Genomic DNA, 25,955 nt, shown 5'->3' with positions numbered 1-25,955 from the left:
ACTAATTGAAATATATCACCTTAGTTGATATAACGTCAATGATATTATGTCAGTTGACTTTATATATGAGTTTCTTTTACAATACAGTTATATTTTCAGATATTTCAGTATAAAGAGGTGATTCTTTGAAAAACAGTACTCTTTCATCAAGAAAACACCGCTCCTTAGAAACAAAAAAGAAATTATTACACTCTGGTTACACTATTTTTATTCATAACGGATTTCAAAAAACGACAATTACACAAATTATTAAACACGCAGAAACCGGTTATGGAACGGCATATGTATACTTTAAAAACAAAGATGATCTCCTCATTGTTTTAATGGAAGATGTCATGAATCAATTTTATGATATTGCTGAGCGTACTTTTTCTCCTGAAACAAAAGAAGAAGCACGTATAATGATTCAAAAACAAGTTAAAGCATTCCTCCAATTAGCAGAAGAAGAACGAGCTATATTGCAAGTTGTGCAGGAAGCTATAGGATTATCAAAAGAGATACGTCAAAAATGGGATGAGATTCGGGAACGCTTTATAAACAGTATTACGCAGGATATTACTTACTCTCAAGAAAATGGGTTAGCATATCCTGAATTACATAAAGAAATTGTAGCACGTGCTTGGTTCGCGATGAATGAGATGTTTCTTTGGACGATTGTGCAAAATGATAAAAAGATTGACTTAGAAGAGGTTGTACATACGTTAACTGAGATGTATACGACAGGGTTATATAAATAGCACACCTTCAATAAATAAGGTGTGCTATTTTACATCTATAAAAATATTTTATCTGGGTATGGTAACGCTAAAAGCGGCTTTTCAGATAAAGAGAAATATTGTAGTTTTAAAGATTCACCATCTATTGGTTTTAGCTCGCCACTAGTAACTTCACACTCAAACACAACAACTATATATTCTACTTCATCGCCATTCGGATATGTATGACGGTACTCTTCTCCTCCAAATACCCCTTTTTGTTTTTTTACTTGCACTTTCAATCCTGTTTCTTCCCAAACTTCCCGAACTACTGCTTCTTCTGGAGTTTCCCCAGGTTCAATTGCTCCAGCTGGCAAACTCCAGTATTCCCCACCAGGAAATTGAAACAAAATATCCCCCTGCTCATTTTTTATAACAGCAGCTACACTTGGCATGAAAATTAGTTCATGGCCTAATTGCTCTCGGATCTTTTTATAATATAGCGACATAGACATTTAATTCTCTCCTACTCCAATAATAAACAACTGTATTTTCTGACACCTATTGTATAATAATACCAATAACAATTTCTATATAGAAAGGATAAGAAAATGACCCAAGTACAACTAATAAATAGCTTTCTATCATTTTTAGGTACGACAAAACAGCCTACTAGCTTAAAGTTTTTAAATGAGCTTATTAAAGCTCATCAAGAAAAAATAAAATGGGAAACCCTTACTAAAATAATTGACTGGGAAAAGGGTAATGAAACAGGTAATTATTTTCCTTCCATTGAGACATACATAAACCGTATTACAACAAAAGGTCTCGGGGGTACTTGTTGGACGCACTCGATTGGATTCCATTGGTTATTATCAAATCTTGGTTTTGATGTTCATTATATGTATATGGCCCCCGCACATTTATGCTTACGAGTTAACTTAGACCAACCATATTATGTCGATGTCGGTTACTGTACGCCTTTATTCCAAGCTTACCCACTTTATGAATCATTTCAAGTAAGTAATGTAAGAGAAACTTTCACTTATGAAGTCTCAAATAATAGGATTAAAATTGCTAGAAATCCAGGTCCAGCAAAGATCTTACATACAGAGCCAATACATTTATCAAGTATGAAAGAACTCATTACAAAGTCTAACGATTGGCATACATCTCCTGTATTAAAGAAAATTCAGATTTTCGGTTATATCGATGGTATTCCAACTTCTATTAATGATAATGTTTTAAAACGATATTTCCAAGGTAAGAAAAGAGAACAAATCATTACATCTTCTGAACTTAATTATTGGATAACAGAAAGATTTTGTGTTGATAAAGAAATATATGAAAGAGCTATTGAGATTTTCAATGAAAAATTTTCAAACAGTAAAAGCGTTACTCATGAGATTGAGTAACGCTTTTACCTTAATATATTTTTAATATTAATCTTCTTTATGATAAGCAGCTTCTACACATTCTGCTAGACGTTCCATTTGTTCCATAGTTAAACCTCGTGAAATCCAGCCTGTTAACTTATACATCATTTTATAATAAAAATTACTAGGTTCATATTCTGAAATTAATGTTAGTGCTGTACCTTCCTCATCTTCTTCTAACATATAAGTCATTGCTGAATATCCTTGCTTCATTTCACTACCAAGTGAAATAATATGCGGTGCATCGTATTCAAGGATTTCTACTTCAGCCTCGAATATTTTCTTACCGACTTTTTGAACAGTAATATATTTATCTCCTACACGTGGATTCTCTTTATCCATATTTGAAGGATAGCGATTTTCTATTATAAACGTATTCCATTCTTTTATTTTTTCATCTTCTATTATGTAGTCACATACAACATCCAATGGTGCTTTTATTACTATTTCAATTGCAAAACTCATTATACTGCCCCTCTCAAATACCCTATCCATTTCTATTTTAACTAAATCATTATGCCATATTTTATATAGTGAAATACAAGTAGAATTTTAACTTTTTATTGTGAGGGGGATTCAATAAATGATCATTTTTTATTAATTTAAAAACTTATTCATACAAAATATTTTATTAAAGATACAACAATTAAAAACAAAGCCACGAGTAGTAAAGCAATCCCTATACTTCTATTTTCTTTTTCGTTATTTTTTAAATTTTGCACGCCTATGCTAACTAACATAAACCCTAAAAGCGTTTGTAAAATTAGCATACTCAGTTCCGAAGTATCATTCCAACTATAAATGGAATACCCCATTATAATAATTGCAAGTAAAACAGTTACGATCCTATTCGTACGCAAATCCTCCCTTTTTAAAAAGAAACCGCTAAGTTTCCTTAGCGGTTTTATTAACAATTTATATTTAGTAAATGTGCTTTTCATGAATTTGATATAAGTCAAAAGAATTTCCTGTCCAATATAACTACGCATGTTAGCCCACTTTTTCTTTATCCAGTCTACTTACAATTCCAACTATAAATTTATATTCAATCCTCCTCTTCTTAACCTTTTTAAACCCTTCTTTCGTATCAAAAATTAAACATATTTTCCGAAACCACATTCGTACGTATAGTGACTCAAAATAAATAGGTTTTATAATTCCTCTTTCCTCAAATTCAGTTCCATCTTTATTTTCAGTTTCCGTTCGAACAAACCACCTATTTCCGATGCCAATTTCAATATACTTCACAAAAGTCCCCCTTTCGGGAATTAATTTCTAACTATTCTATTATTTCCCCGGTAAGCGCACATTCCGACAGAACATGAGCCCACAAAGAAAAAGTAGATTACAAAAATCTACTTTATAGCTTATATTTTTGCATTCGTTTATAAAATGTACTTCGAGGTACATCTAAAAGTTTGGCAGCTAATGAAACATTTCCGTTTGTCTTTTCTAGCGCTTCAATCATGCTATCACGCTGTATTTTTTCACGGAAATTTAATGTATGCTCCGTTTTATTTTCTGCTTGCAATGCAAGTTGATGTTGATTTCCCATCATAGTTTGTAATAAAAAAGAGATTTGTTTTTCGCATATTTCGCGACCTTGCGACAAAATGTAAATGCGTTCTAATACATTTAATAATTCTCGAATATTTCCGGGCCATGTATGCTGAGAAAATTGATTACAAATACTTTTTGGAAATACAACATTCCAATCCTTTCGTACACAAAAATGTTGTATGAAGTACGGAATATCCTCTTTTCTTTCTATTAACGATGGAACATATAGGGGATAAACATGTAAACGATAATATAAATCTTGACGAAATTTCCCTTCTTCTACTAATCGCAGTAAATCTTTATGTGTCGCAGTAATAATGCGAATATTTACTGGTACCTCTTTTGAACTGCCAATTGGGGTTACTGCTCGTTCTTGTAAAACACGTAATAATGCCACTTGCATCTCTGGTGGTACTTCACCAATTTCATCTAAAAATATTGTTCCTCCGTCTGCTTGTTCGAATTTCCCTTTATATCCTTGGCGCCGCGCACCTGTAAACGCTCCTTCGGCATAACCGAACAATTCACTTTCCATTAATTCTTTTGGTAATGAACCGCAGTTAACAGCTATAAAAGGACCATTTTTTCTTGGACTATTTTCATGAATCGCTCTCGCTACATATTCTTTCCCTACACCTGTTTCTCCGCATACATATACACTAGCGTCAGTTGGAGATACAAGCTTAATTTCTTCTAAAGTATGTTGAAATGCCTTGCTTGTCCCAATAACTCCAGGGAAAGTAATTCCGTTTATAAATGGGGAAGTAGCAAATAAATTCCCTTGTTTTTTTTCCTTTACATAAATACATTTCCCGATCATTCTATCATTACTATATACTGGTACTTCTAATTTAGGTTTCAACCCATTGTGCATTAAATCTTCAAGTTTCATTCGTGACCAATTAGAGACTCGTTCCCGAACCCTCTTGCTCGCAGAAACGATAACATCACGATGATTACAAATGACAACTTGTTCTTCACTGTCAATTACATCTAAAAAACGATGGATTAAATGTAGTTCATTTTGATGCACTCGAATACTACATTCACGTTCAATCGCATGTGCAATCGAAGTGACCATCCCGAGCATATATGGATGTGAAAATTCAATTGGACAGGAGAAATCTAGAACACCAATTAATTTCCCATCATCATTATGAATGGGAGCGGCCGCACAGCTCCAGCTATGAGATGCGACAGAATAATGCTCTGTTCCACTGATCATAATAGCCTCTTCAATCTCTAAAGCTGTTCCTATCGCATTTGTACCAACAGCTGCTTCCGTCCATTTCACACCTTCAATGAAATTAATATGTTTCGCTCGTTTCAACGTTTGTTGATTTCCACTTAATGATAGAACGTAACCGTCTGGATCAATTAATAATGCCATCATTTGCAGTTCATCAATGGTTTTTCTCATATTTTGTAATTGAGGTATTGCTATATCAAGGAAGATTTCACTCTTTTTCTTTTGATCCTGAAAAATATTAGAAGACAAAATTTTCTGACCTTTATTCATATGAGGATTCACATTTGCTACTTTACATCGATGCCATGACTCTGAAATTCTTTCGTTTACACGGTTCGAATCAAGGACTCCTTCATCAACAAACTTTTTCCATGTATGTAAGTAAAACGGTGAAGCTAGCATTGTATCATCTCCCTATTCATTATTTTGGAGATCTGTAAAAACATACTTTTATTATAAAACTGAATAAAAGCGTTTTCAATACAACTAGAAAGACGACACAAATATGTTGATAATTTGAATATTTTAATGCGCTTCTTTATTCTTTTTTAGTAGAACTATATTTTGTATAATAGACGCAAAGAAAATACATAACCAAAACCACTTTTGTGGATTATCGTTTATAAAGAAAACTATCACTGCTATTGCAAATAAAATGGTAGATGCTAAACTAAAATATAATTTTGTTTTAATTCCTATTATCCCTCACCTCTCTATCACTTTACAGTACATACTAACTCTTCATTTTTTAACTCTACTATGTACTCCTGTAAAACATATTCTTTCCCGCCATGTTTTTCATACCAATCATGTATTCTTTTAACATGTATCTTGTCGCTTCTAATTTTCGATTCAATTTCTTTATAATGTTCATAACTATCATATTCCCATATGGCGAATATTTCTGTTGTACCATCATTATTATCTTTCATCCAGCGTCCTATTAGCCTAGAGCCATACTTTAACTGATTAGGTAAGTTCGTGTTATTAAAATGCTCGTTAAATATTTCTATAAATTCATTCTTTACTATATAGTACTTCCTTCTATAAAACATATATTTTCACCTCTTTTATGAACAGACTCAAATACACCTTCCCATTGCTACCGTATTATAATACTTCCCATCCGACAGTCTTTTATCATTTTTCAAAATACCTTCTACTTCAAATCCTAATTTTTTATAAAGTTGAATTGCTTTTTCATTTGTCTCTAACACTTGTAATGATATCTTTTTCACTTCATTTTCATCAGCCCACTGAATAGATTGTTGCAATAGTTTCTTACCCATTCCATATCCCCAAAACTCTCTTAAAATACAAACGCCAAACTCCACTTTATGGGCTAATCTCTTTAAATTGGATCCTTCACATCTTGAAAACCCTACGATTTGGTTGTGAACTTCTACAACTAAAAAGAGATTCTGCATCTCTTCACTATCTGCTTTTATTATTTTTTGAAAACCTACCTTATCTATAAATCCCTCTCCAGCTTCTCTATCCATATTTTCAGTTTCGCCATCGATCTGAACTCTAATCTTCGATAATTGCTCAGCATCCGTTTCAGCCGCAGAACGAATCGTATAAGCTAATCCATTTATATGAAACTCTTGTCTTTTTATAATCATTTCAAACTCCTTTTAAATGCAGTCTATTGATGCTATTACAATTTCTTTACCTTGTTTCTGAAATTCTTGAATCGTTTCTTTACTAGCGTCTCCATCTGTTATTATAAGGTCAATTTCTATCAGTGACTCTCCTTTTATAAAGCAGTCTATTCCAAGTTTAGTATGAGGAGCTAAACAAATGTTTCTTCTAGCAATCTTACTTACTGTTTTACTAAAATAAGCAACTTCCGGCGTTGCAGTACTTATACCATTCAATGAAATGCCGCCACCTGTAGAAAAATACAGATCAATTGAGAATCTACTTATCAATTCTGAGGCAAGTGTATCTGTCATATTTCCTGATGGTTTCACCTTTCCACCAATTAAGTACGTATCAATGTTCTTATATTCCCGTAACGTACTGGCAATTTCTATAGAATTTGTAACAACTGTAAATGATGTTTCAGGTAAATACTTTAACATCGCATAATGAATAGATGCCCCGCCAATAAAAACGGAATCTCCTTCTTGTATGTAGGATGCAGCAACTTTCGCAATCGCATCTTTCTCTATTGAACGATCACGATAACGTTTCGATGGTTCGGCGGCTAAGTTTCTCACTCGCGCGAGTTCAACTGCACCTCCGTGCGTTCTTTTTAATAAACCATCCTTCTCCATAATAGACAAATCTCTTCTTATAGAATCAATAGACATATCGAAACTTTCCGCAAGATCTTTAGCAATTACCCTTCCATCTTTCTTAAGTAACTCTAAAATTTTCTCTCTACGCTCTTCAGTAAACATCTTCCCACCACCGTTATTGAAGATTCAGAAATTTTATCTTTATTTTAATTATATGCACACTTCTTCCGTTTTACAATATTTTCAACTCTTATATTTTCAGCTTTATACAGTTTTGTTCCTCTTTTTATCCCATTACATTCAACACCGAATAAATGTATATTGATAATTTAGCATCTAAATAAAGTTTACTAGTTACCTATCTCCAGCAATACATTATTTGCACAAATCATCACTTCTTCAAATGGACAATCAAATAAAACCCCTAGTTCAAAACCCTCTTCAGCAAGGTCTATTTCATGACATAACCACCAAGCACCTTCAAAATTTTCCGGAATAGAACATTTCGTTACCCCTGTGAAAGTTACTTTAAGTTTATCAAAATCACTGAAAGTACCACTGCAATCTAAAGTTATAATTAGCGTATCTTCTGATCTTCTCTCTACTAATTTGACTACACTATCATGTAGTGAGTATTCATGTAGTTGAACGACATTCTGCGCGAGCTTTTCTTTTATAGTATTATAATTATCTATATACGCTTCTTCTAAATCATTCATTCTTTTCTCATAATCTACTGTCCACTCAAGCATAAGTTTCTTTAATTTTTCCGGTGGGTATTCTGAATTAATTGTATTGTCATGAATGTATGGATGTAGTGACTTAGGTAGGAATTTTAATAAATCTTCTTTCTTTTCTTCCACATCTTCTCTCAAACTTTGCTTATAATCCATTCCTACCTTTTCGCTTTCTCGCAACATCTCTTCCCATTCTTCTAATGTTTCTGAGAAAATTAAAAATCCAGATACTTGCATTTCTTTATACCAATCTTTATTGAAATACCTCAATGGCTTTCCTCCTAAAACATTTTAACATCCAGCAAAAACGATATATCTATTTATTATATCATTCCAATAACTATTTTTTCTAAAGAAAAAATGCAAAAATGTAAATATTCCGCCTTTTATTTCTAAAACTTCAGAATATTTACAATAGTTCATAATTAGAATACATTTTACTAGTACAAAGATTCATCTGTACAAAAATCTAAACAAAAAGGGATGGTTATATGTTGAAGAAATTAGTAGCAGGGACATTAGTAGCGGGATTTGCATTAACTGGAGGATTAGGTGCAGTAAGTGCTGAAGAAAAAAGTAACACAATTAAGTCTTTTGATTATTTAAAAGTGGATGAACAGAATGTTAAATCACTTACAAAATTAAGTGATCAGGATAAGAAAGACATCCAAATTACTATGGTATTACCAGAGCAAAATGAAAATGGAGATTGGCTAGCTTATGGTTTTACTAGCCGTGATACATTAGATGCTTATATTGAAAAGGATAAAAAAGTACTTAAAAATAAAATTAATCCTTTAGGTAGCGGTGCTGGTAGTACTGATTTTTATGAACATAAAGATAAAGGTGGACAATATATTTACTGGAGCAGCGGTTTTAAAAACTTACCATCTAGCTGGAACGACAGAATTTCCTCTGTAAGTACAGCATCACCTTCTGCAAGTTATTCGACGACACTTTGGGAGCATACTTCTACACAAGGATATGGAAAAGGTGTTGTATTTAAACACGCTGATTGGTACGGTAAAACTGCTAATTTAGCTGCTGATTGGAACGATATTACTTCAGCGATTGACGTAAAAAAATAATAGGATATTCAATTTCTTCTGTAAAAATTCAACCCACTATTCTCTCATTCATTTAGAGAATAGTGGGTTATTATATTTCCATTTAAGCATGTATAGCATGTCCTACGGCTTGCAATAACGCTTCATGAATCGCTTCAGATAAAGTTGGGTGTGCCGCAATATAATCTCTCATAATATCAGCGGTAACTTCTGTATGAATCATTACAGTTCCTTGTCCGATTAGTTCGGTTGCATGAGGACCGATAATAGAAATCCCTACAATTTCTTGATATTTAGGTTCCACAATGACTTTTACTTTACCCGTTTGTTCTCCAATAATAAGCGCTTTTCCGTTTGCTGTAAAAGGAAATTCTCCGATAAGAATATCACCATATTGCCCTCTTGCTCCTTTTTCTGTTAAACCGACGCTAGCAATTTCTGGAGCTGTATACATACAGCGAGGTACAGCATGATAGTTTGCCTTCACATCTTCCCCACTCGCATGTAGCGCTGCTGTCGTTCCTTCATGGAAAGCAACGTGAGCAAGCTGTATTCCCCCAATCACATCACCTGCTGCGTAAATATGTGATACATTTGTTTGCATATGTTCATTCACTGAAATTCCTTTATTTGAAAATTGAACACCTATTTTTTCTAAATCTAATTCTTGTACTCGTGGTTTTCGGCCGACAGAAACGAGAACATATTCCGGATTGGCTTCTTGGATACTTCCTTCATATTCAAATGAAGCTTGCTTCTTATAATTATTTAATCCTTTTAAAGCTGCTCCTGTAAATATTTCTACGCCATCACTTTCTAGTTTCTTTCTCAATATATGTGCGATATCTTCATCCTCACCAGGTAATAATTGCGGTGCCATTTCGATAATCGTAACTTTTGTTCCGAGACGACTATAAATACTTGCAAACTCGCAACCTATGACACCACCGCCAACGATTAATAATGATTTCGGTATGTTTTCTAGGGACATTACATGGCTACTATTTAAAATCCACTTCCCATCAAATGGAGCAAAAGGTAATTCTGTTGGTTCTGAACCTGCCGCAATAATGAACAGTTCTCCATCTACTACATCTTCTTTATCACCGTGTGTAACTCGCACACGGTGATCCGTTTCAAATTTCGCTTTACCTTGTATAACTTTTATTTTATTTTTCTTCATTAAATATTGAATTCCTTGGACGAGCTGCGTTACGATTCGTGATTTTCTCGCCTGCATTTGCTTCCAATCAATTGATATACTTCCTTTGTTAAGCGTAACTCCATAATTATTCGCTTTTCTCACAATGTCATGCACTTCCGCACTTTCTAACAATGATTTCGTAGGCATGCAACCGACATTTAAACAAGTCCCGCCAAGATTAGCTTCATCAATAAGAGTGACATCTTTTCCATTTTGAGCCGCGGTAATTGCCGCTACATAACCAGCAGGTCCGCCCCCAATAACAACTAATTTACTCATTCTCTCACCTTCTCTTTATAAAAGAATTGTTACAGGTTCTTCTAAATAACGTTTAATTGTGCGTAAAAATGCAGCTGCTGGTGCACCGTCTAGTACACGATGATCGAATGTTAAACTTAAAGGTAACATACTACCTTTTTTAATTTTTTTCCCTTTATATACCGGAACATGTTCAATTGCCCCAACACCTAAAATACCTGCTTCAGGTGTATTTAATACTGGTGTGAAATATTCAATCCCAAAACTACCTAAATTACTAATTGTAAAGGTTGTTCCTTGCATATCATCACTACTTAAATTACCTTCTCTTGCTTTTTGTGCAACGTTTTTAATTTGTTTAGATAACTCTACTAAAGATAGATTATTAGCAAAACGGATAGCTGGAACGACTAGTCCCTTTTCTAACGCGACCGCCATACCTAAATGAACATGTTCAAATTGATGAATGGTATCATCTATATAAGCGCTGTTTATTTCTTTATGCTCCCCAAGCGCTAATACAACAGCACGAGAAACGAGATCCGTAATAGTTAGTTTGTTATCGTATCTTTTTTGTACAACTTCTGCTATTTCTTTATGTAAAGCAACTAAATCTGTAACATCTACTTTCATCGTTAACGTTAATTGCGCACTATTTTGTAAGCTGGCCTGCATACGATTTGCGATTGCTTTCCGCATACCAGTAACAGGAATTACTTTACTGTTTTCTTTTTCTTGTTTAAGTACTTCTGGAACGTTCACTCTTATTTCAAGCGCTTTTAATACATCTGCCTTGGTAATTCTTCCACCAGGACCTGTACCAACTAATGCCTTGATATCAAGATTTTCAGTTATTGCAATTTTTTTCGCTACCGGAGATATTTTGATTCTTTGCTTCGCCACTTCTTTCGCGTAGGGTTCTGGATGTTGTATATTTTGTACTTCTATATTAGATGTTTTTTCTTCTACAACATGTATACTTTCATGAACGTCTACTTTTTCATTCGGTTTACCGATGTAGCAAATTACAGTGCCAGGTGGAACTCCTTCATCTTCACTTACAGCTATATCAAGTACAGTTCCATCAGCTGGTGCTTCTATTTCCGTTTCAATTTTTTCTGAGTTAATACTAGCAATTAGTTCTCCTTTTGCTACATGATCGCCTGTTTTAATATTCCAGTTTGTAATAATACCTTCTTTCATCGCCATACCTAACTTCGGCATTACAACTTCTACAGCCATGTTTCTCTCTCCCTTCTCATCGTTTTATTACATATGTAATACAGATTGGTCTCCGATCATTTCTGATACAGTTTCGATTACTTTCTCCGGCGTTGGTAAATATAACTTTTCAAGTGGTGGTGAGAACGGAACTGGTGTATGTGGTGCTGTAATTCGTTTAATAGGTGCATCTAACAAATCGAATCCTTTATCCGCTACAATTGCCGCAATATCTGTTGCAATACTACATCTTGGATTTGCTTCATCAATGACGATAAGACGGTTTGTTTTTTCAACAGATGCTAAAATCGTATCTTCATCAAGCGGTGATAAAGAACGTGGATCGATTACTTCTACTTCAAGTCCTTTTTTCGATAATTGCTCAGCCGCTGCAAGTGCTGTATGAACTTGTTTTCCAATTGCGACGATTGTTACGTCAGAACCTTCACGTTTCATATCTGCTTTTCCTAAAGGAATTGTATAGTACCCTTCTGGCACTTCACCTTTCATATTGTAAAGTGTTTTATCTTCAAAGAAGATTACTGGGTCATCATCTTCAATTGCCGCTAATAATAAGCCTTTTGCGTCATACGGAGTAGAAGGAACGACAACTTTTATACCTGGAATGCTCGTAAATAACGCGTATAAACTTTGCGAATGTTGCGCTGCTGCGCTAAAACCAGCACCGTGCATCGTACGTACTGTAACTGGCACTTTCGCTTTACCACCAAACATATAACGGAACTTTGCACCTTGGTTTAATACTTGATCAAGACAACTACCGATAAAGTCATTAAACATTAATTCAGCTATCGGACGTAAACCAGTTGCCGCCGCTGCCATCGTTGCTCCCATATAACCTGCTTCTGAAATTGGTGTGTCTAAAATACGATTTCGACCAAATTCTTGTACAAGTCCTTTCGTCACGCCAAGTACACCGCCCCATGCTTCATCATCTTGCAAGTGATCAACTTGTGCACCGCCTGCAACGTCTTCACCTATTAAAATTACATTTTCATCACGACGCATTGAAATTTTCATCGCTTCATTAATTGCAGTTGACATACTTACTGTTCTAGTCATTATTTTTCACCCTCCTCTTATTTGTAAGAAACATATACATCTTTTAATAATTCTTCATCCTCTGGATATGGACTATTTTCACTAAATTCAATTGATCTTTGCACTGCTTCATCTACTGCCTTTTCCATATCGACAAGTTCAGATTCAGTTAATAAAGCTTCATGAATTAAATGCTTACGGAAATTCACAATTGCATCTTTTTCATTTAAATGTTCTTCTTTTTCTTCTGAAGTTTTATACGTTTGTGCTTCACCTTCGAAATGACCGTAATTGCGATATGTCATACATTCAATTATTGTTGGACCACCGCCATTACGTGCGCGCTCCACCGCCTCTTCAGCTGCTTTATATACTGCAAGTAGATCTTTTCCATTCACTTGAATACCAGGAATATTGTAAGCTTTCGCTCGATCTGCAATGGAATCACAACTTGAAGCATATTCAAATGTCGTTGCTTCGCCATAACCATTATTTTCTGCGATAAAAATAACTGGTAACTTCCAAATCGCCGCTAAATTAACTCCTTCATGGAATGTTCCTTCATTGTTTGCTCCGTCACCGAAGAAGCAAACACTCACATCTTTCGTTCCTTTATATTTAGCTGTTAATGCTGAGCCGCAAGCAAGTGGAAATCCTCCGCCTACAATCCCATTTGCACCAAGCATTCCTTTATCTAAATCGGCAATATGCATGGAACCGCCCTTCCCTTTACATAACCCAGTCGCTTTCCCAAAAAGTTCAGCCATCATACCATTTAAATCACAACCTTTTGCGATACAATGACCGTGCCCTCTATGCGTACTTGTAATACTGTCACTATCTGTTAAGTGAGCACATACACCAACTGCTACCGCTTCTTCACCTGCGTATAAATGAACGAAACCTGGCAGAACGCCTTGCGCGAACAATTCATGTACCTTATCTTCAAACTTACGAATCTCTAACATTTTTTCATACATCCAACGAGCTTGTTCTTTCGTAATTTCATTTCCTTTACTTTCAGTTGTTTTTAACATGTCCAGCCCTCCTATTTTCTTGTTCATCTTTTATATTGCAAGTACTGTGCCAAATTCTAATCCCTGATTTAATAGGTTTTCTCTTTTCTTTCATAATAAAAAAGTGGACAAAATGAGACATATGTCTCGTTTTGTCCACTTTTGTTCACCAAATTTGAGAATTATTATCTTATTCATTATCAAAACTCTTCTGTAACTTCCGGATGTAAATAATTTGACCAATATGATACGCATTATGAGTTGTTACATTTGCTAACACTTCCCACCACTTAGCAGAGACAGGAAATCCCACTACATCACTTTCAACCTTCTCTTCATTTATAAGCTTTTGCCATTGTAATAGTTTCTCTAGTAGTTTTTCTCGTAATTCATCAAAAGTTTGATTATCTGAAAGCATAAAACTTTTGTTATTATCTCCAATAGCGGGTACGGCATTCACATTTGATTCTTTGTACCTAGTTTGCCACGTTGAGTTCCAGTACAGTAAATGTTGTACAATTTCAGCTATACTATTACTCTCTTCATTCGGTTTCCAAAAAGCTTCCCTCTCAGATAGATCTTTCACTGCATCTGAAAAAGGAATATACCAACTAGGATCGTTTGCATTCGCTAATAATTGATCTGCTATTAGATCTTTCACATGTACCACTTTACGTCTCCCCTTTAAAAAGATTCATTTCATGACAATACTCACTTCTCTAAATACGCTGAATTTGTAAGATTTCCTCTTTTTAAACGCAATCCCATACATATACACATAAAAAAACCGAAAGCACCTAATCCATAAGCTGCTGTATAACCACTTGTCCCAATAATCCAGCCAGCGAGTCCTGGTCCAATCATTTGACCAACTGCATAAAAAACAGATATAAAACTAATTGCCATCGATACATACTTTTGGGATACTTGCTTTGATGCTGCAACTTGAATTAATAAAAGGATACCACCGAGGCTAGAACCCCAAATTATTGCCGATACGATAAAACCCATTATATTTCCAAAAAGGATTGGCGCCACATCACCTATTACAGCTAATAAAAGTGCAATACATAACGTTTTCTTTATGCCAATCCGATCTGAAATCAATCCCCAGATAGGAGCTCCTACTATTGAAAACATACCAGCAATTGCATAAATCGTTCCTGACATTGCTGCCGAAATACCACTATCAATCATAAAACTAGTTTGATATAAATTCGGAATTAAGTAAACAATTCCCACAATAAAATACATCCATGCAATAACATATAGTTCTTTTGTTTTCCATAAAAACGATTTATGATTCCTTTTTTCCTCATCTTCGGTTACATCAGGATTTTTCAAAATAATTGAAGCGATACATACTACGATACATGTAATAACCCCAAACAAAAACCATGCACCACGCCAACTATACTCTGGAAATATACGTACTACATAAGGAACAATTATTCCACTAAATAACATGCCTATGCCAGCACCGCTTAATAATAGTCCCATTACAGTTCCTCTTTTGTCTGGAAACCATCCTACCGTTATTGACATGAGTGGCGTATATACTAAAGCACTACCAGCTCCAGCACATAGCATACAAATAGCGACTAGCCAAAATGAATAAACAAAGGCTAATCCCAATAAGCTTACAACAACAAGCCAACTCCCTATTAATAAAACTGATTTTGCTCCAAAACGAATGGTCAGTATTCCAGATGTTCCTACTGTTAATAAATATCCTAAAAAAAGTATCGTTCCTAGCATACCTGATTGAGCTGTAGATAAGTGAAGTCCCTCTTGCATAAATGGCAATATAATTCCATATGCCATACGTGCAAAACCGGTTGTTGTTATAATCAGGAACATTCCTATTAATACAAATACCCAAAAGTGATGTTCATTCCGTTCGTTCATTTACCTTCCCCCATTAAAAGTTATTTTCAACTGGATGTTGATTGTAATTATAATGACCATTACAAAAAGCAACTACCAAATGACGGAGGAGTTTACGGTATAACGGATTTTTAATACATACGTAAAATTTCAGAAGGATTTATTCCATATTTCTTTTTAAATGACTCTGAAAAGTGACTAATATTTTTGTACCCAACAGCGACTGCTGTTTCAGTTACATTATTAGTTCCCAAACGTAATAAAAACATCGCCCGTTCCATTCGCTGTTCTCTTAAATATGCAAATGCAGATGTACCAAATACCTCTTTAAATCCCAGTTTTAATTTATAATCATTTAAACCTACTAACTGAGCTAATTCTAATAATGATGGTGGTAATTCCATCCGTTGCACTAATATTTCTTCAGCACGTTTTATTTTATTTATATCACTTTTTGATAAAACTCTTCTTTTTATTTCATTACGATTCTTTAACAAAAACCTCCCAAAATGTATGGAGAGTAATTCAAGCACTTTACTTTCCATTTCTAGTTGATATATACGATCTTGATGTGGAAAATCTATCATTTTTGAAATAATATTAGCTGATAGAGAATCAATTGGACTTTGCAACTTTTTAAAGGAGTGATTACCTAATAGGGCGTGAAAATTAAGCATTCCTTCATCCGTATAATCCAGCATAAAATAATTAAACAATGGTACAGGGATTCCAATAGCTAATGAATATAGAGGCTTCTCTTTTTCATATTCAAATAACACATCAAAATCATTCATAAAATATAAATAGCTATTTCCAGGCTTTAATTCATGCGAAGAATGACCTACCTGTACCTCCCCAGAACCTTGAAAACAAAAATTAAGCTCCACCATTGCTGCATCTGATGCAAATTGAATATGGTGATTATTACAGAATTGAAAATTTGAAAACACAATTTCCATTCCAGAAAACGAGGTCCACCTTCGTACTTCACCTTTACCTAATATTTTTGGTACATTCATATATCTTTCATCTGCCATTTGTAATCCATGAAAATATTTATGAAAAATATCATGAAAACCGTTAGTCCTCATGAAATTCACACTCCTTTAATAAATAAATCATTAGTTAATTGATAATTATTTTCAATTATAACAAATATCTTTATACAATAAATAGCTTTTCGCAATATAACTCGTTATGATAAAAGAAAAAGAAAGTGAGCAAAAAATGAATAAAAAAATCGCAGTTATAACAGGGGCTTCAAGTGGATTCGGACTATTAACTACACTTGAGCTTGTGAAAAAAGACTATTTAGTCATTGCTACAATGCGAAACCTTAATAAACAAGAAAATCTAATATCTCAAGCTACTCAACTCAACTTGCAGCAAAACATAAAAATTCAACAATTAGATGTAACCGATCAAAACTCAATACATAACTTCCAATTATTTTTAAAAGAAATAAACAGAGTAGACCTTCTTATTAATAATGCAGGATATGCAAATGGGGGCTTTGTAGAAGAAATTCCAGTACCGGAATACCGTAAACAATTTGAAACGAACCTTTTTGGTGCTATTTCAATCACTCAGCTTGTTTTACCTTATATGAGAGAACAAAAAAATGGAAAAATCATTAATATAAGCAGTATTAGTGGCCAAGTTGGCTTTCCTGGTCTATCCCCTTACGTCTCTTCAAAATATGCATTAGAAGGCTGGAGTGAATCCCTTCGTTTAGAAGTACAACCTTTCGGAATAGATGTTGCTTTAGTTGAACCAGGTTCTTATAACACAAACATTTGGGAAGTTGGTAAACAACTAGCTACAAACCAATCTGATACAATTTCTCCTTACAAAGATTATATGGATAAAATACAAAAACATATGAATAGCGGTAGTGATACATTTGGTAATCCAATAGATGTTGCTCATAAAATCGTAAAAATTGCTGAATCGAAGCATACGAATTTACGATATCCAATTGGAAAAGGTGTAAAATTTATGATCTTAGCGAAGAAGATTCTTCCTTGGAGATTGTGGGAGTACCTTGTTTTGAGAAGCTTTAAGAAAATGTAATTAACTTTTCCAAATAAATTTTGAAAGAGGTGCTAATTAAATGTTAGGTTTACCGTATGGGAAAGTGTTTTTAGTTCCGTGGTCTGAAGAATGGGAGTTTGAGTTTTTAAAAGAGAAACAATTCATTGAGGAACAAATTGGCGAACATATTTTAGCGATACACCATATTGGTAGTACTTCTATTCCACATTTAAGTGCAAAGCCAATAATTGATATCGCGATCGAATTAGAAGATTATAAGTACGGTTTAACATGTATTAAAAAGTTAGAACTACTAAATTATAAGTATAGAAAAGATGTACTGCCTGAAAGATACTATTTTAATAAAGGCGAGCCACGAACTCATCAAATTCATATGTATGAACACAGGAACAAATATTTAATAGAACAATTACAATTCAGAGATTACTTAATAGACAACAAAACTTCTCGTATTCAGTATGAACAGTTAAAGATTCAACTTTCACGAGCTAATCCTAATGATAAACATCAATATGCAGAGGACAAAACAAATTTTGTTACATCGATATTAGCCAAAATAAATGATTAATTTAAATAAGAAACCATTTAGTAGTAAATGGTTTCTTATTTATTAGTTATCTCATGATTTGTACCATCAATAATAAAATCTGCCAATTTATGTGGCTTATGACTTTCTACATACATATCTTCAGCAACCATCCAATTGTTTTCCCACATATCGCGCGCTGCTTCCCCGTCTCTAGCAATCCCTCTTTTTATCCGTGTTTCACGAGGGCAATTCACCCATATTTTCAAATCATACACTTCAGCCAGCTCCTGACGTGTTGCATATACACCTTCTATAATAACAATTCCGTTTGCAGGGACATTATGAGATTCGGCTAAAGAATCCGTTTCCCAATCATAACGTTTATAACAGCCTTCAACGCCATTACTAATCGGATCTAAAACTTCTTGTAAAAGGCGTTTCCAATCAAAATCTGCACCAATCGATTTATTCGTAGGATGTTCATTTACAATTTGTGCAGATGGTAAATAAAAATCGTCCATATGTACAACCGTTACATTGGAAAACTTACTTTTTATTTTATTAGCAATCGTACTTTTTCCTGCGCCACCACAACCATCAATACCTATTATTTGTAGTGATTGCTCTTTACCTTTTTCATAAATTCTTTGTAAGATCACATTTAAATCCAACTTAGTCCATCCTCCTATCTCTCTTCCATTAATAAGCATTTTATGCAGCAGGTGGAACGAAATAAAATAGTATTGAGAGCATCAATATAAATGCAACCATTCCCGTTATCGAAAGTATATATTCTTTTGATTCTCTATCATACTTCCATTCCATCCATGCTCTTAAAGTCAATGATATCCCTAAATAAGTGAACATGACATAAGCCATGTTAGAGTTTTCAAATTTAAACATATAATAACAACTACATATTGCATAAATAATAATAAGCCCTATTTCTAATTTTACATGTAAACTATTCACATGCTTATATCCAAAGAAGTCTCTTTTCTCCATATTCAACTTTCTTCTTAAAAATTGCTCTAAAAAATATCCGCCTATAGCAATTCCTATAATTATTATCCAAACAGAAGAATTCCACATGTTCAATCCCCTCCTATTACTACGTTGTATTATTTAAAATAAAGTGGATTACATGACAGTTATGCTTTTCTAAATAACTTACAATCCCTTCAGGATATGTGGGCTTCTCCTTTAATTCCTCTATACTTTTCCAAATTAGGATAATATCCTCATGTTCTTTATGCCTTATTTCATTTGTAATTATCTCTTCAACCGTTCCCCAATGTATTAATGTGCAATGATGTCCTTTTTCGTTGTTCCACTCGAAAATATGCTCACTCATAATTGCTAACTTTTGAACATCAACTTTCAAATCATATTCTTCCATCAACTCCCGTATTATTGCTTCTTGTGCCGTCTCACCAAATTCAATAGAACCTCCTGGAAAACGGTAAAATGATTCATTCTCATCACATTGAACAAGCACTTTAGAATGATCTTTATTTAAAATCATTACTTCAGCACGTAATTTAGGATTTTTCATTTGTCTCCCCATTCATTCCACATATGATTAAATCCAATAGTTATAAAAGAAACGATTAAGCATAATTCCTGTTATTATTAATAATGGGACCGTTCCTAAAGAAATGACATATTCCCTTGATTCTTTATCATATTTCCACTCCATATATGATTGAAAGCAGTATAAAGTTATTAAAAATAAAATGGGTAAATTACTAATATAAATAGGATTTAAAGTGGCACATATCATCGTAATAACTATATAAGAAATGATAAGAGCCCTAATGCCCCATTTATGAGCGTTGTTTACATATTTACTATTCCAGTCAATTTGTTTCGGTATATTTAATTTTTTTCTCACTACTTTTTCCAAAACGCCTAAGAAAATGATCCATAATACTAATAAAATTCCTTTAACTAAAAACAGTGATGTCTCCTCCTTTACCTTTTATCCGGTTGATCACTCGGGTATGTAGCATTCTCTTTGTTTTCAACGTCCCAACTAATAATTGTCGCACTATCTCGTCCGAATTGATGATGAACGTGCTCTAATACATGATGAACACTTTCTTCAAGTTCTACATTATTTCTATTCATATCATTATACAGATTCAATGGTGTTTCATAATGACGTTCCCCGCATTCTAATACTCCATCTGTAACCATTACAATTCGATTCTTTCCAGTACGTAATTCACGAATGCCTGTTGAATAGCAAGGAACAGGTAAATCAAATGTGTTTACATTTCCAACCCATTCGTAAAAATGACGTTGATTTAATGCATATTGTCCTAACTTATGTAACTCTTCATGAAATACATAAATGAGGCAATCGCCAATAGATAACCACCATATATAATTTTCTTTTCTTACACCTATTAAGCAAGCTGTTTCACCTTTAATGCTTTGGCACTTTTCTTTAAATGAAGAGGATTGAAAGATTGTAAGTAGATGATTTTCAACAGATCGAAATACTGTATCAATTGATTCATTCATCATTACTTTTATATGTTCATATTCCTTTTGGATTGTATTTACTACTAAATCAACACTTTCCGAACTATTATGTCCATCTAAAATAGCTGCAAATTCCCAATCACCATTTGACCAAACTAACGCACCATCTTCATTCTTTTTTGCTCCGGCACTTATATTCCCACCATATATACCGAGCACAATATCACCATATTGTTTTACTGAAATTTCGTCTAAACACATTTCCCTATTTCCAATCCATGAATTATGTCTATTATTTGTTTTATGCATACTCATTCACCATATACTTTCGTATTCTTTCGCATAGTTTTTTGATTTTCTCTGCGTCTCCATATGGCGCACCAGTCCATTTCGCTACTTCAGTTGGTGACCAAAACTCTTTAGGTGTATTTGGATAACGCGGTATGATGTGCATATGCATATGTGGTACACCATTTCCTGAAACAAAAGTGTAAATATGCTCTGCACCTTCATTTTCCTTTAGTGCTTTACTTACTCTACTTGTTATTAGCCCGAACGCTTTCGCTTCTTCATCTGTTAGTTCAGCAAGGCCAGGTACATGTCTTTTTATATCTATCATTACATAACCAAGGTATGTTTCTTCGCTATCCCAATGGACATGTCCAACGTAAACGAGTTCATCTTCATAAATAGCTCCACCTGAAACTGTAATGTTTCCTTTATGTTTTTCGCAAATAAAACAGGTTTTTTCTGCTTGATTGTTTGTTGACATATCCATCACCATCCTTTCTATATATAATATCAAAAAAAAGGAAAAATAGGTTTTTCATTCCGAAAATTCAATCTTTTAATGAAGGAATTTTTGAATTGAATTTACAACTCATTATTTCTTCAAAAACGCAATCCCAATTACAATTCCAATAACAATTCCGATTACTAAATTATCAGTAAACAATCTAGGTACTACACCGATTACAATACCTATAGCGATACCGATCGCCATCGCATCATTTCTTTTTTTATTATTAGCCACCACAGCATCTCCTCTCACAATTTCTCCCCATACAATACCCATTTACATGAACGTCGCTGTTTCCTAATATATTCTCTATTCCACTTAATAAATTCCAAAAAATGTACTTTATTACTTTTCCATTCCCACTACATAATCCTCTTCGTTTGAAAGAATTTTCAAGTCACCATTACATATACATAGGCATTTACTATAAGAAAGATCAGTAATTTATTTAAGGAGGAACGATTCAAATGCATCCTCATTGGAATCCAAATATAAATCAACAATATGTTTATTCCCCTCATCCTGTAAGGAATACATTGCATCATGATTCACAATATATGATGCAGCGTATTGCAAATCTTGAAAGTCAATTAGCGAAACTAATCTCATTAATTGAAGAAAATAATCATTTAATTAAATCAATGGAACAACAGCAGAACCAAGTTTGTGCACCAGCTGGCGGTTCTGTTATTGTTCGTATGTAATCTTTTCAAACAAAAAACACACTTTGTATAATAAAGTGTGTTTTCTTTTTATCTTCTTTTTTGGTGAAACCCTTGTGTAATACGGTCTAATATAATCGCAATGACAACAATAGCTAGTCCGGCTTCAAATCCCATTCCGATATTAACTTGTGTTACAGAACGATATACATCGACGCCAAGTCCAGGTGCTCCTACAAGTGATGCGGTTACAACCATTGATAACGAAAGCATAATACTTTGGTTCACTCCAGCCATTATCGTTCCGGTTGCGAGTGGTAATTGTACTTTAAATAGTTTTTGTGATGCTGTAGATCCAAATGCATTCGCTGCTTCAATTAAATCTTCTGGAACTTGTCTAATTCCTAAGTCTGTAAAGCGAATTGTCGGCGGCATTGCAAAGATTACTGATGCAATAATCCCAGGTACTACACCTACGCCGAAAAATGTAATCGCAGGAATAAGATAGACGAACGCTGGCATTGTTTGCATAAAATCTAACGTCGGTTTTAAAAATTTTGAGAAACGTTCATTTTGAGATGCTAATATCCCAATTGGAATTCCTACAATAATTGAAATAATAACGGATGTAAGTACAAGTGCTAATGTTTGCATCGTTTGTGCCCAGTAGTTAATATTTAAAATAAATAATAGCCCGATAAGCGTAAAAATGACTAAAGATAATTTTCTTGTTGTGTACCAAATGAGGAAACACAATATAATAATCATCAATATGGCTGGTATTATTGTTAAGAAATTAGTGAGTAAATCAACGAATCCACCGATAATATAAGAGAATCCTCGGAATAACCCCTCAAAGTGTTCATATAAACTTGCAACAAATAAGTCGACCCATTCCCCTAAAGGAATACGTGGTATACTATTCATCGTCTTTCACCTCTTCCTCAATGTTTCCTGCAAGAGCTTGAATGACACTTTCACGTTTAATGATTCCTCTAAGTCTTTTCTTCTCATCAATTACTGGTAACGGATATTTCATCTCCGCCATTTTTGCATATGTTTCCTCAAGTAAAGTATCCAAATAAACATGCGGAATATCATTAAGTAATAAATCAGCAATCGGCCACTGTTTTTGTACTGCTTTACTCGCATCATCCGCGGTTAATATACCTAAAAATTCATACTTTTTGTTGACAACATACACAGTAGAAACACCGGCGTTCCTCATGATTTGAAGTGCTACACGTGGTCCACGATCAATTAATAAAGTCTCCGGTCGTTTTAATATAGATTCCGCCGTGATTACTTTTCCTAAATTCACGTCCGCCACGAACTTCTCTACAAATTCATTGGCAGGACTCATCATAATTTCTTCCGGCGTTCCAATTTGAACGATTTCGCCATCCTTCATTAATGCAATACGATCCCCAATTCGCAGTGCTTCATCTAAATCGTGTGTAATAAATATAATTGTTTTTTCCATTTTATCTTGTAGCTCTAACAATTCATCTTGCATTTCTTTTCGAATTAGTGGATCTAATGCACTGAATGACTCGTCCATTAGTAATACATCTGGATTATTTGTTAATGCCCTTGCGATTCCAACACGTTGCTGCATACCGCCACTAAGTTGACTTGGATAATTATCTTTATGATGATCGAGTCCTACTAACTTCAATGATTCTAGTGCCTTATTTTCTCGCTCTTCTACTGGCACTCCTTGAATTTCTAACCCGTACGCAACATTTTGTATCACTGTACGGTGAGGAAATAAAGCGAACTTTTGAAATACCATGCTCATCTTCGTTCTCCTCACTCTTCGCAACTCTTCTTTTCCCATCGTTGCGATGTCTTCACCGTCTATGTATATATGCCCTGCTGTTGGTTTGATTAATTGATTAAGCATTCGAACTAGTGTTGATTTTCCGCTACCAGACAAACCCATAATAACGAAAATTTCTCCGGTGTATACTTCAAACGTTGCCTTCTTTACGCCAACATTCATTCCTGTCTCTTTTAAAATTTCCGATTTGCTTTTTCCTTCTTTTAATAAGGTAAGCGCTCTTTGCGGGTGTTTCCCAAATACTTTTGTTACGTTTTCAACACGCACCTTTGTATTATCCATGTCACTACTCCTTTTCTACCCATCTACTCATATAGTGTTGCGATTTTGCAAAGAAATATTACATAAAAATGACATTCATAAGATTTCTTTAAAATTCTCGTTTCCGTTCATAATAAGAATGCTTACTTATACATTTATTTAAAGAGGCAAACGTTTCTTAGGAGGTTTTCGATGCGAAAGAAAATTTGGTTTATATGCCTTGTATTATTTATTACTATGATTTTCACTTCATGTAATGCAACAAATGCAAATTCGAAAGGAAAAATTAAACTTGGTGTAACAAGTTGGAAAGAAAATATTGCAACTGCAAACATGTGGAAAGTATTACTAGAACAAAAAGGCTATAAAGTTGAACTCATGTATTTAGAAAAAGCTGCGATTTGGACTGGAGTCGCTCGCGGTGATGTGGATGCTAATTTAGAAGTATGGCTACCAGTTACGGATAAACCACTAAACAATCGTTATAAAGATGACATTGTCTTAAAATCAAAATGGTATGAGGGTACTGGGCTAGGTTTAGTCGTGCCTTCTTATGTGAAAAACATAAGCAGTATCGAAGATTTAAATGCTCATAAAGATGAACTAGACAATAAAATTATCGGTATCGAACCCGGTAGTAGTCTTATGAATTTAACGAATAAAGCAATGAAAGAATATAATATTAAACTAAAACTTGTCCAATCCTCTGAAGCTGCGATGATGAGTGAGTTAAAGAAAGCCTATACGAAAAAGAAACCAATCGCTGTTACGCTTTGGAATCCGCATTGGGGCTTTTCAGAATTTGACTTAAAATATTTAAAAGACCCTAAGAAAGTATATGGTGAAAAAGATGACATTTATTACTCTGTTCGTAAAGGATTCGAAAAAGATCACCCGGATGTTATAAAATACTTTGATAAATGGAAAATGAATGATGAGCAGCTTGGCACATTAATGGTCATGTTAAATAAAACGAAAGATCCCGAAGAAGCTGCGCGAAAATGGATTAAAAAGAATCAAGCACTTGTTGATGAATGGGTAAAAGATTAATAAAACAGGCTAGAGGATTAGCATATCCTCTAGCCTGTTTTTATCTTATTTTTTCGTAACAACATCATCTACAATTCCATACTCCTTTGCCTCTTCAGCAGTCATAAAATAATCTCTTTCTGTATCATGTGCCACTCTTTCAATCGGTTGCCCTGTTTTTTCTGCAATCATTTTATTAATATCATGCTTTAACTTTAGTATTCTTTTCGCTGTTATTTCAATTTCTGTTGCCTGGCCTTGCGCACCACCAAGTGGCTGATGAATCATAATTTCACTGTTAGGGAGCGCAAACCGTTTCCCTTTTGCACCTGATAATAATAACAATGCACCAAATGATGCTGCAAATCCCATGCATAGCGTTTGTACATCTGGTTTAATGAGATTCATCGTATCTAATATGGCAAAACCTGCTGTCGTTGAACCACCTGGGCTATTAATGTATAAATATATATCTTTCTCTGCATCTTCCGCTTCTAAAAATAATAATTGAGCTACGACACTACTCGCTACTTGATCATTAATTTCTGAACCGATAATAATAATTCGGTCTTTTAATAACCTCGAATATATATCATAGGAACGTTCTCCTAATTTCGTTTGTTCTACTACATATGGAATTGCATTCATT

The 25,955-nt window shown here is 34.1% G+C and carries 33 protein-coding genes; 7 read left to right on the top strand and 26 right to left on the bottom strand.

The features are described 5' to 3' along the window. Positions 1–125 precede the first annotated feature (125 nt). Entirely contained in the window at positions 126–737 is a 612-nt protein-coding gene (locus tag QCI44_RS14405; RefSeq protein ID WP_016087596.1) for a TetR/AcrR family transcriptional regulator, read from the top strand. Between the two features lie 35 nt (positions 738–772). Here QCI44_RS14405 and QCI44_RS14400 read toward each other — a convergent pair whose 3' ends face one another. After that, positions 773–1,210 (bottom strand): NUDIX hydrolase, encoded by a 438-nt coding sequence (locus QCI44_RS14400; RefSeq protein WP_016087595.1) that lies wholly within the window; start codon positions 1,208–1,210, stop codon positions 773–775. A 96-nt stretch (positions 1,211–1,306) separates the two neighbouring features. On the opposite strand from QCI44_RS14400, the gene QCI44_RS14395 reads away from it, so the two are divergent. Then, positions 1,307–2,110, top strand: a complete 804-nt coding sequence (locus QCI44_RS14395; protein ID WP_016134668.1) for an arylamine N-acetyltransferase — start codon at positions 1,307–1,309, stop codon at positions 2,108–2,110. A 27-nt stretch (positions 2,111–2,137) separates the two neighbouring features. On the opposite strand, the gene QCI44_RS14390 is transcribed toward QCI44_RS14395, so the two are convergent. From QCI44_RS14390 to QCI44_RS14355, 8 genes are all read right to left on the bottom strand, one after another. Beyond that, a complete protein-coding gene (locus QCI44_RS14390; protein ID WP_016134669.1) occupies positions 2,138–2,596 on the bottom strand; it encodes an SRPBCC family protein in 459 nt (152 codons plus the stop codon). A gap of 149 nt (positions 2,597–2,745) precedes the next feature. After that, positions 2,746–2,946, bottom strand: coding sequence for a YczI family protein (locus QCI44_RS14385; RefSeq protein WP_050582727.1), 201 nt, complete (start codon positions 2,944–2,946; stop codon positions 2,746–2,748). A 175-nt stretch (positions 2,947–3,121) separates the two neighbouring features. Continuing rightward, the gene (locus QCI44_RS14380; protein ID WP_016134671.1) at positions 3,122–3,379 is read right to left on the bottom strand and encodes a DUF3977 family protein; all 258 of its coding nucleotides are present in this window, start codon (positions 3,377–3,379) and stop codon (positions 3,122–3,124) included. Between the two features lie 112 nt (positions 3,380–3,491). Then, positions 3,492–5,342 (bottom strand): sigma-54-dependent Fis family transcriptional regulator, encoded by a 1,851-nt coding sequence (locus tag QCI44_RS14375; protein WP_016134672.1) that lies wholly within the window; start codon positions 5,340–5,342, stop codon positions 3,492–3,494. 314 nt (positions 5,343–5,656) lie between these two features. Beyond that, a complete protein-coding gene (locus QCI44_RS14370; protein WP_016134673.1) occupies positions 5,657–5,995 on the bottom strand; it encodes an NIPSNAP family protein in 339 nt (112 codons plus the stop codon). Between the two features lie 27 nt (positions 5,996–6,022). Beyond that, positions 6,023–6,565 (bottom strand): GNAT family N-acetyltransferase, encoded by a 543-nt coding sequence (locus QCI44_RS14365; RefSeq protein ID WP_016087588.1) that lies wholly within the window; start codon positions 6,563–6,565, stop codon positions 6,023–6,025. Between the two features lie 12 nt (positions 6,566–6,577). Continuing rightward, positions 6,578–7,348 carry a DeoR/GlpR family DNA-binding transcription regulator gene (locus QCI44_RS14360; RefSeq protein WP_016087587.1) on the bottom strand — a complete coding sequence of 257 codons (771 nt, stop codon included), beginning with the start codon at positions 7,346–7,348 and terminating at the stop codon, positions 6,578–6,580. A gap of 188 nt (positions 7,349–7,536) precedes the next feature. After that, on the bottom strand, positions 7,537–8,193 hold the full coding sequence (locus QCI44_RS14355) for a DUF4085 family protein (RefSeq protein WP_016087586.1): 657 nt from the start codon (positions 8,191–8,193) through the stop codon (positions 7,537–7,539). A gap of 221 nt (positions 8,194–8,414) precedes the next feature. Between QCI44_RS14355 and QCI44_RS14350 the strand changes: the two genes are divergently transcribed. Then, positions 8,415–9,011, top strand: coding sequence for a hypothetical protein (locus tag QCI44_RS14350; protein WP_016087585.1), 597 nt, complete (start codon positions 8,415–8,417; stop codon positions 9,009–9,011). 82 nt (positions 9,012–9,093) lie between these two features. Here QCI44_RS14350 and lpdA read toward each other — a convergent pair whose 3' ends face one another. From lpdA to QCI44_RS14315, 7 genes are all read right to left on the bottom strand, one after another. Next, on the bottom strand, positions 9,094–10,473 hold the full coding sequence (gene lpdA, locus QCI44_RS14345) for a dihydrolipoyl dehydrogenase (protein ID WP_016134675.1): 1,380 nt from the start codon (positions 10,471–10,473) through the stop codon (positions 9,094–9,096). 15 nt (positions 10,474–10,488) lie between these two features. Further along, positions 10,489–11,694: a dihydrolipoamide acetyltransferase family protein gene (locus tag QCI44_RS14340; protein ID WP_353811230.1), complete on the bottom strand. Its 1,206-nt coding sequence runs from the start codon at positions 11,692–11,694 to the stop codon at positions 10,489–10,491. A gap of 27 nt (positions 11,695–11,721) precedes the next feature. Further along, positions 11,722–12,756 carry an acetoin:2,6-dichlorophenolindophenol oxidoreductase subunit beta gene (gene acoB / locus QCI44_RS14335; protein WP_353811229.1) on the bottom strand — a complete coding sequence of 345 codons (1,035 nt, stop codon included), beginning with the start codon at positions 12,754–12,756 and terminating at the stop codon, positions 11,722–11,724. 17 nt (positions 12,757–12,773) lie between these two features. After that, positions 12,774–13,772 (bottom strand): acetoin:2,6-dichlorophenolindophenol oxidoreductase subunit alpha, encoded by a 999-nt coding sequence (gene acoA, locus QCI44_RS14330; RefSeq protein ID WP_088083809.1) that lies wholly within the window; start codon positions 13,770–13,772, stop codon positions 12,774–12,776. A gap of 169 nt (positions 13,773–13,941) precedes the next feature. Next, complete coding sequence (locus QCI44_RS14325) at positions 13,942–14,421, bottom strand: DinB family protein (protein WP_016087580.1); 480 nt, start codon at positions 14,419–14,421, stop codon at positions 13,942–13,944. Positions 14,422–14,462: 41 nt separating this feature from the next. Further along, positions 14,463–15,659: an MFS transporter gene (locus tag QCI44_RS14320; protein ID WP_116363410.1), complete on the bottom strand. Its 1,197-nt coding sequence runs from the start codon at positions 15,657–15,659 to the stop codon at positions 14,463–14,465. Positions 15,660–15,769: 110 nt separating this feature from the next. After that, complete coding sequence (locus QCI44_RS14315; protein ID WP_353811228.1) at positions 15,770–16,729, bottom strand: helix-turn-helix transcriptional regulator; 960 nt, start codon at positions 16,727–16,729, stop codon at positions 15,770–15,772. 136 nt (positions 16,730–16,865) lie between these two features. Here QCI44_RS14315 and QCI44_RS14310 point away from each other — a divergent pair, with 136 nt between their 5' ends. Both QCI44_RS14310 and QCI44_RS14305 read left to right on the top strand, forming a co-directional pair. Beyond that, positions 16,866–17,711, top strand: a complete 846-nt coding sequence (locus QCI44_RS14310; protein ID WP_016134679.1) for an oxidoreductase — start codon at positions 16,866–16,868, stop codon at positions 17,709–17,711. A 40-nt stretch (positions 17,712–17,751) separates the two neighbouring features. Further along, positions 17,752–18,261, top strand: coding sequence for a GrpB family protein (locus tag QCI44_RS14305; protein ID WP_016087576.1), 510 nt, complete (start codon positions 17,752–17,754; stop codon positions 18,259–18,261). 35 nt (positions 18,262–18,296) lie between these two features. Here the strand turns inward: QCI44_RS14305 and QCI44_RS14300 are convergent, their stop codons facing one another. From QCI44_RS14300 to QCI44_RS14270, 7 genes are all read right to left on the bottom strand, one after another. Continuing rightward, on the bottom strand, positions 18,297–18,893 hold the full coding sequence (locus tag QCI44_RS14300; protein ID WP_116363409.1) for a uridine kinase family protein: 597 nt from the start codon (positions 18,891–18,893) through the stop codon (positions 18,297–18,299). Between the two features lie 40 nt (positions 18,894–18,933). Continuing rightward, the gene (locus QCI44_RS14295; protein WP_353811227.1) at positions 18,934–19,314 is read right to left on the bottom strand and encodes a DUF4181 domain-containing protein; all 381 of its coding nucleotides are present in this window, start codon (positions 19,312–19,314) and stop codon (positions 18,934–18,936) included. Between the two features lie 19 nt (positions 19,315–19,333). Next, positions 19,334–19,777: an NUDIX domain-containing protein gene (locus tag QCI44_RS14290; RefSeq protein WP_353811226.1), complete on the bottom strand. Its 444-nt coding sequence runs from the start codon at positions 19,775–19,777 to the stop codon at positions 19,334–19,336. 27 nt (positions 19,778–19,804) lie between these two features. Beyond that, positions 19,805–20,128, bottom strand: a complete 324-nt coding sequence (locus QCI44_RS14285; RefSeq protein WP_080117954.1) for a DUF4181 domain-containing protein — start codon at positions 20,126–20,128, stop codon at positions 19,805–19,807. Positions 20,129–20,196: 68 nt separating this feature from the next. Further along, positions 20,197–21,021: a PP2C family serine/threonine-protein phosphatase gene (locus QCI44_RS14280; protein ID WP_353811225.1), complete on the bottom strand. Its 825-nt coding sequence runs from the start codon at positions 21,019–21,021 to the stop codon at positions 20,197–20,199. Beyond that, positions 21,014–21,505 carry an HIT family protein gene (locus tag QCI44_RS14275; protein ID WP_353811527.1) on the bottom strand — a complete coding sequence of 164 codons (492 nt, stop codon included), beginning with the start codon at positions 21,503–21,505 and terminating at the stop codon, positions 21,014–21,016. The genes QCI44_RS14280 and QCI44_RS14275 overlap by 8 nt, the downstream gene beginning before the upstream one ends. A 90-nt stretch (positions 21,506–21,595) precedes the next feature. Further along, on the bottom strand, positions 21,596–21,763 hold the full coding sequence (locus QCI44_RS14270; protein WP_071712145.1) for a glycine zipper domain-containing protein: 168 nt from the start codon (positions 21,761–21,763) through the stop codon (positions 21,596–21,598). A gap of 215 nt (positions 21,764–21,978) precedes the next feature. Here QCI44_RS14270 and QCI44_RS14265 point away from each other — a divergent pair, with 215 nt between their 5' ends. Beyond that, the gene (locus QCI44_RS14265) at positions 21,979–22,215 is read left to right on the top strand and encodes a hypothetical protein (protein ID WP_116363405.1); all 237 of its coding nucleotides are present in this window, start codon (positions 21,979–21,981) and stop codon (positions 22,213–22,215) included. 48 nt (positions 22,216–22,263) lie between these two features. Here the strand turns inward: QCI44_RS14265 and QCI44_RS14260 are convergent, their stop codons facing one another. Together QCI44_RS14260 and QCI44_RS14255 are read right to left on the bottom strand one after the other, a co-directional pair. Beyond that, complete coding sequence (locus QCI44_RS14260) at positions 22,264–23,100, bottom strand: ABC transporter permease (protein WP_016134686.1); 837 nt, start codon at positions 23,098–23,100, stop codon at positions 22,264–22,266. Continuing rightward, positions 23,093–24,298, bottom strand: coding sequence for a quaternary amine ABC transporter ATP-binding protein (locus QCI44_RS14255; protein ID WP_016087565.1), 1,206 nt, complete (start codon positions 24,296–24,298; stop codon positions 23,093–23,095). The genes QCI44_RS14260 and QCI44_RS14255 overlap by 8 nt, the downstream gene beginning before the upstream one ends. Before the next feature lie 171 nt (positions 24,299–24,469). On the opposite strand from QCI44_RS14255, the gene QCI44_RS14250 reads away from it, so the two are divergent. Further along, positions 24,470–25,327 carry a glycine betaine ABC transporter substrate-binding protein gene (locus QCI44_RS14250; RefSeq protein ID WP_016087564.1) on the top strand — a complete coding sequence of 286 codons (858 nt, stop codon included), beginning with the start codon at positions 24,470–24,472 and terminating at the stop codon, positions 25,325–25,327. Between the two features lie 45 nt (positions 25,328–25,372). On the opposite strand, the gene clpP is transcribed toward QCI44_RS14250, so the two are convergent. Further along, a complete protein-coding gene (clpP, locus tag QCI44_RS14245) occupies positions 25,373–25,954 on the bottom strand; it encodes an ATP-dependent Clp endopeptidase proteolytic subunit ClpP (RefSeq protein ID WP_000991620.1) in 582 nt (193 codons plus the stop codon). Position 25,955 lies beyond the last annotated feature (1 nt).

It is taken from the genome of Bacillus cereus group sp. RP37, assembly GCF_040459695.1.
Classification (GTDB): domain Bacteria; phylum Bacillota; class Bacilli; order Bacillales; family Bacillaceae_G; genus Bacillus_A.
This window is presented reverse-complemented; position numbering and strand designations above follow the sequence as displayed.

Coding starts and splice junctions, on each gene's coding strand:
- QCI44_RS14315 (WP_353811228.1), bottom strand. CDS start 16,729: ATGAGGACTAACGGTTTTCATGATATTTTTCATAAATATTTTCATGGA.
- acoA (WP_088083809.1), bottom strand. CDS start 13,772: ATGTTAAAAACAACTGAAAGTAAAGGAAATGAAATTACGAAAGAACAA.
- QCI44_RS14260 (WP_016134686.1), bottom strand. CDS start 23,100: ATGAATAGTATACCACGTATTCCTTTAGGGGAATGGGTCGACTTATTT.
- QCI44_RS14310 (WP_016134679.1), top strand. CDS start 16,866: ATGAATAAAAAAATCGCAGTTATAACAGGGGCTTCAAGTGGATTCGGA.
- QCI44_RS14265 (WP_116363405.1), top strand. CDS start 21,979: ATGCATCCTCATTGGAATCCAAATATAAATCAACAATATGTTTATTCC.
- QCI44_RS14350 (WP_016087585.1), top strand. CDS start 8,415: ATGTTGAAGAAATTAGTAGCAGGGACATTAGTAGCGGGATTTGCATTA.
- QCI44_RS14400 (WP_016087595.1), bottom strand. CDS start 1,210: ATGTCTATGTCGCTATATTATAAAAAGATCCGAGAGCAATTAGGCCAT.
- QCI44_RS14365 (WP_016087588.1), bottom strand. CDS start 6,565: ATGATTATAAAAAGACAAGAGTTTCATATAAATGGATTAGCTTATACG.
- QCI44_RS14305 (WP_016087576.1), top strand. CDS start 17,752: ATGTTAGGTTTACCGTATGGGAAAGTGTTTTTAGTTCCGTGGTCTGAA.
- clpP (WP_000991620.1), bottom strand. CDS start 25,954: ATGAATGCAATTCCATATGTAGTAGAACAAACGAAATTAGGAGAACGT.
- QCI44_RS14255 (WP_016087565.1), bottom strand. CDS start 24,298: ATGGATAATACAAAGGTGCGTGTTGAAAACGTAACAAAAGTATTTGGG.
- QCI44_RS14385 (WP_050582727.1), bottom strand. CDS start 2,946: ATGGGGTATTCCATTTATAGTTGGAATGATACTTCGGAACTGAGTATG.
- QCI44_RS14280 (WP_353811225.1), bottom strand. CDS start 21,021: ATGCATAAAACAAATAATAGACATAATTCATGGATTGGAAATAGGGAA.
- QCI44_RS14395 (WP_016134668.1), top strand. CDS start 1,307: ATGACCCAAGTACAACTAATAAATAGCTTTCTATCATTTTTAGGTACG.
- QCI44_RS14370 (WP_016134673.1), bottom strand. CDS start 5,995: ATGTTTTATAGAAGGAAGTACTATATAGTAAAGAATGAATTTATAGAA.
- QCI44_RS14360 (WP_016087587.1), bottom strand. CDS start 7,348: ATGTTTACTGAAGAGCGTAGAGAGAAAATTTTAGAGTTACTTAAGAAA.
- QCI44_RS14390 (WP_016134669.1), bottom strand. CDS start 2,596: ATGAGTTTTGCAATTGAAATAGTAATAAAAGCACCATTGGATGTTGTA.
- acoB (WP_353811229.1), bottom strand. CDS start 12,756: ATGACTAGAACAGTAAGTATGTCAACTGCAATTAATGAAGCGATGAAA.
- QCI44_RS14375 (WP_016134672.1), bottom strand. CDS start 5,342: ATGCTAGCTTCACCGTTTTACTTACATACATGGAAAAAGTTTGTTGAT.
- QCI44_RS14295 (WP_353811227.1), bottom strand. CDS start 19,314: ATGTGGAATTCTTCTGTTTGGATAATAATTATAGGAATTGCTATAGGC.
- lpdA (WP_016134675.1), bottom strand. CDS start 10,473: ATGAGTAAATTAGTTGTTATTGGGGGCGGACCTGCTGGTTATGTAGCG.
- QCI44_RS14320 (WP_116363410.1), bottom strand. CDS start 15,659: ATGAACGAACGGAATGAACATCACTTTTGGGTATTTGTATTAATAGGA.
- QCI44_RS14340 (WP_353811230.1), bottom strand. CDS start 11,694: ATGGCTGTAGAAGTTGTAATGCCGAAGTTAGGTATGGCGATGAAAGAA.
- QCI44_RS14250 (WP_016087564.1), top strand. CDS start 24,470: ATGCGAAAGAAAATTTGGTTTATATGCCTTGTATTATTTATTACTATG.
- QCI44_RS14290 (WP_353811226.1), bottom strand. CDS start 19,777: ATGAAAAATCCTAAATTACGTGCTGAAGTAATGATTTTAAATAAAGAT.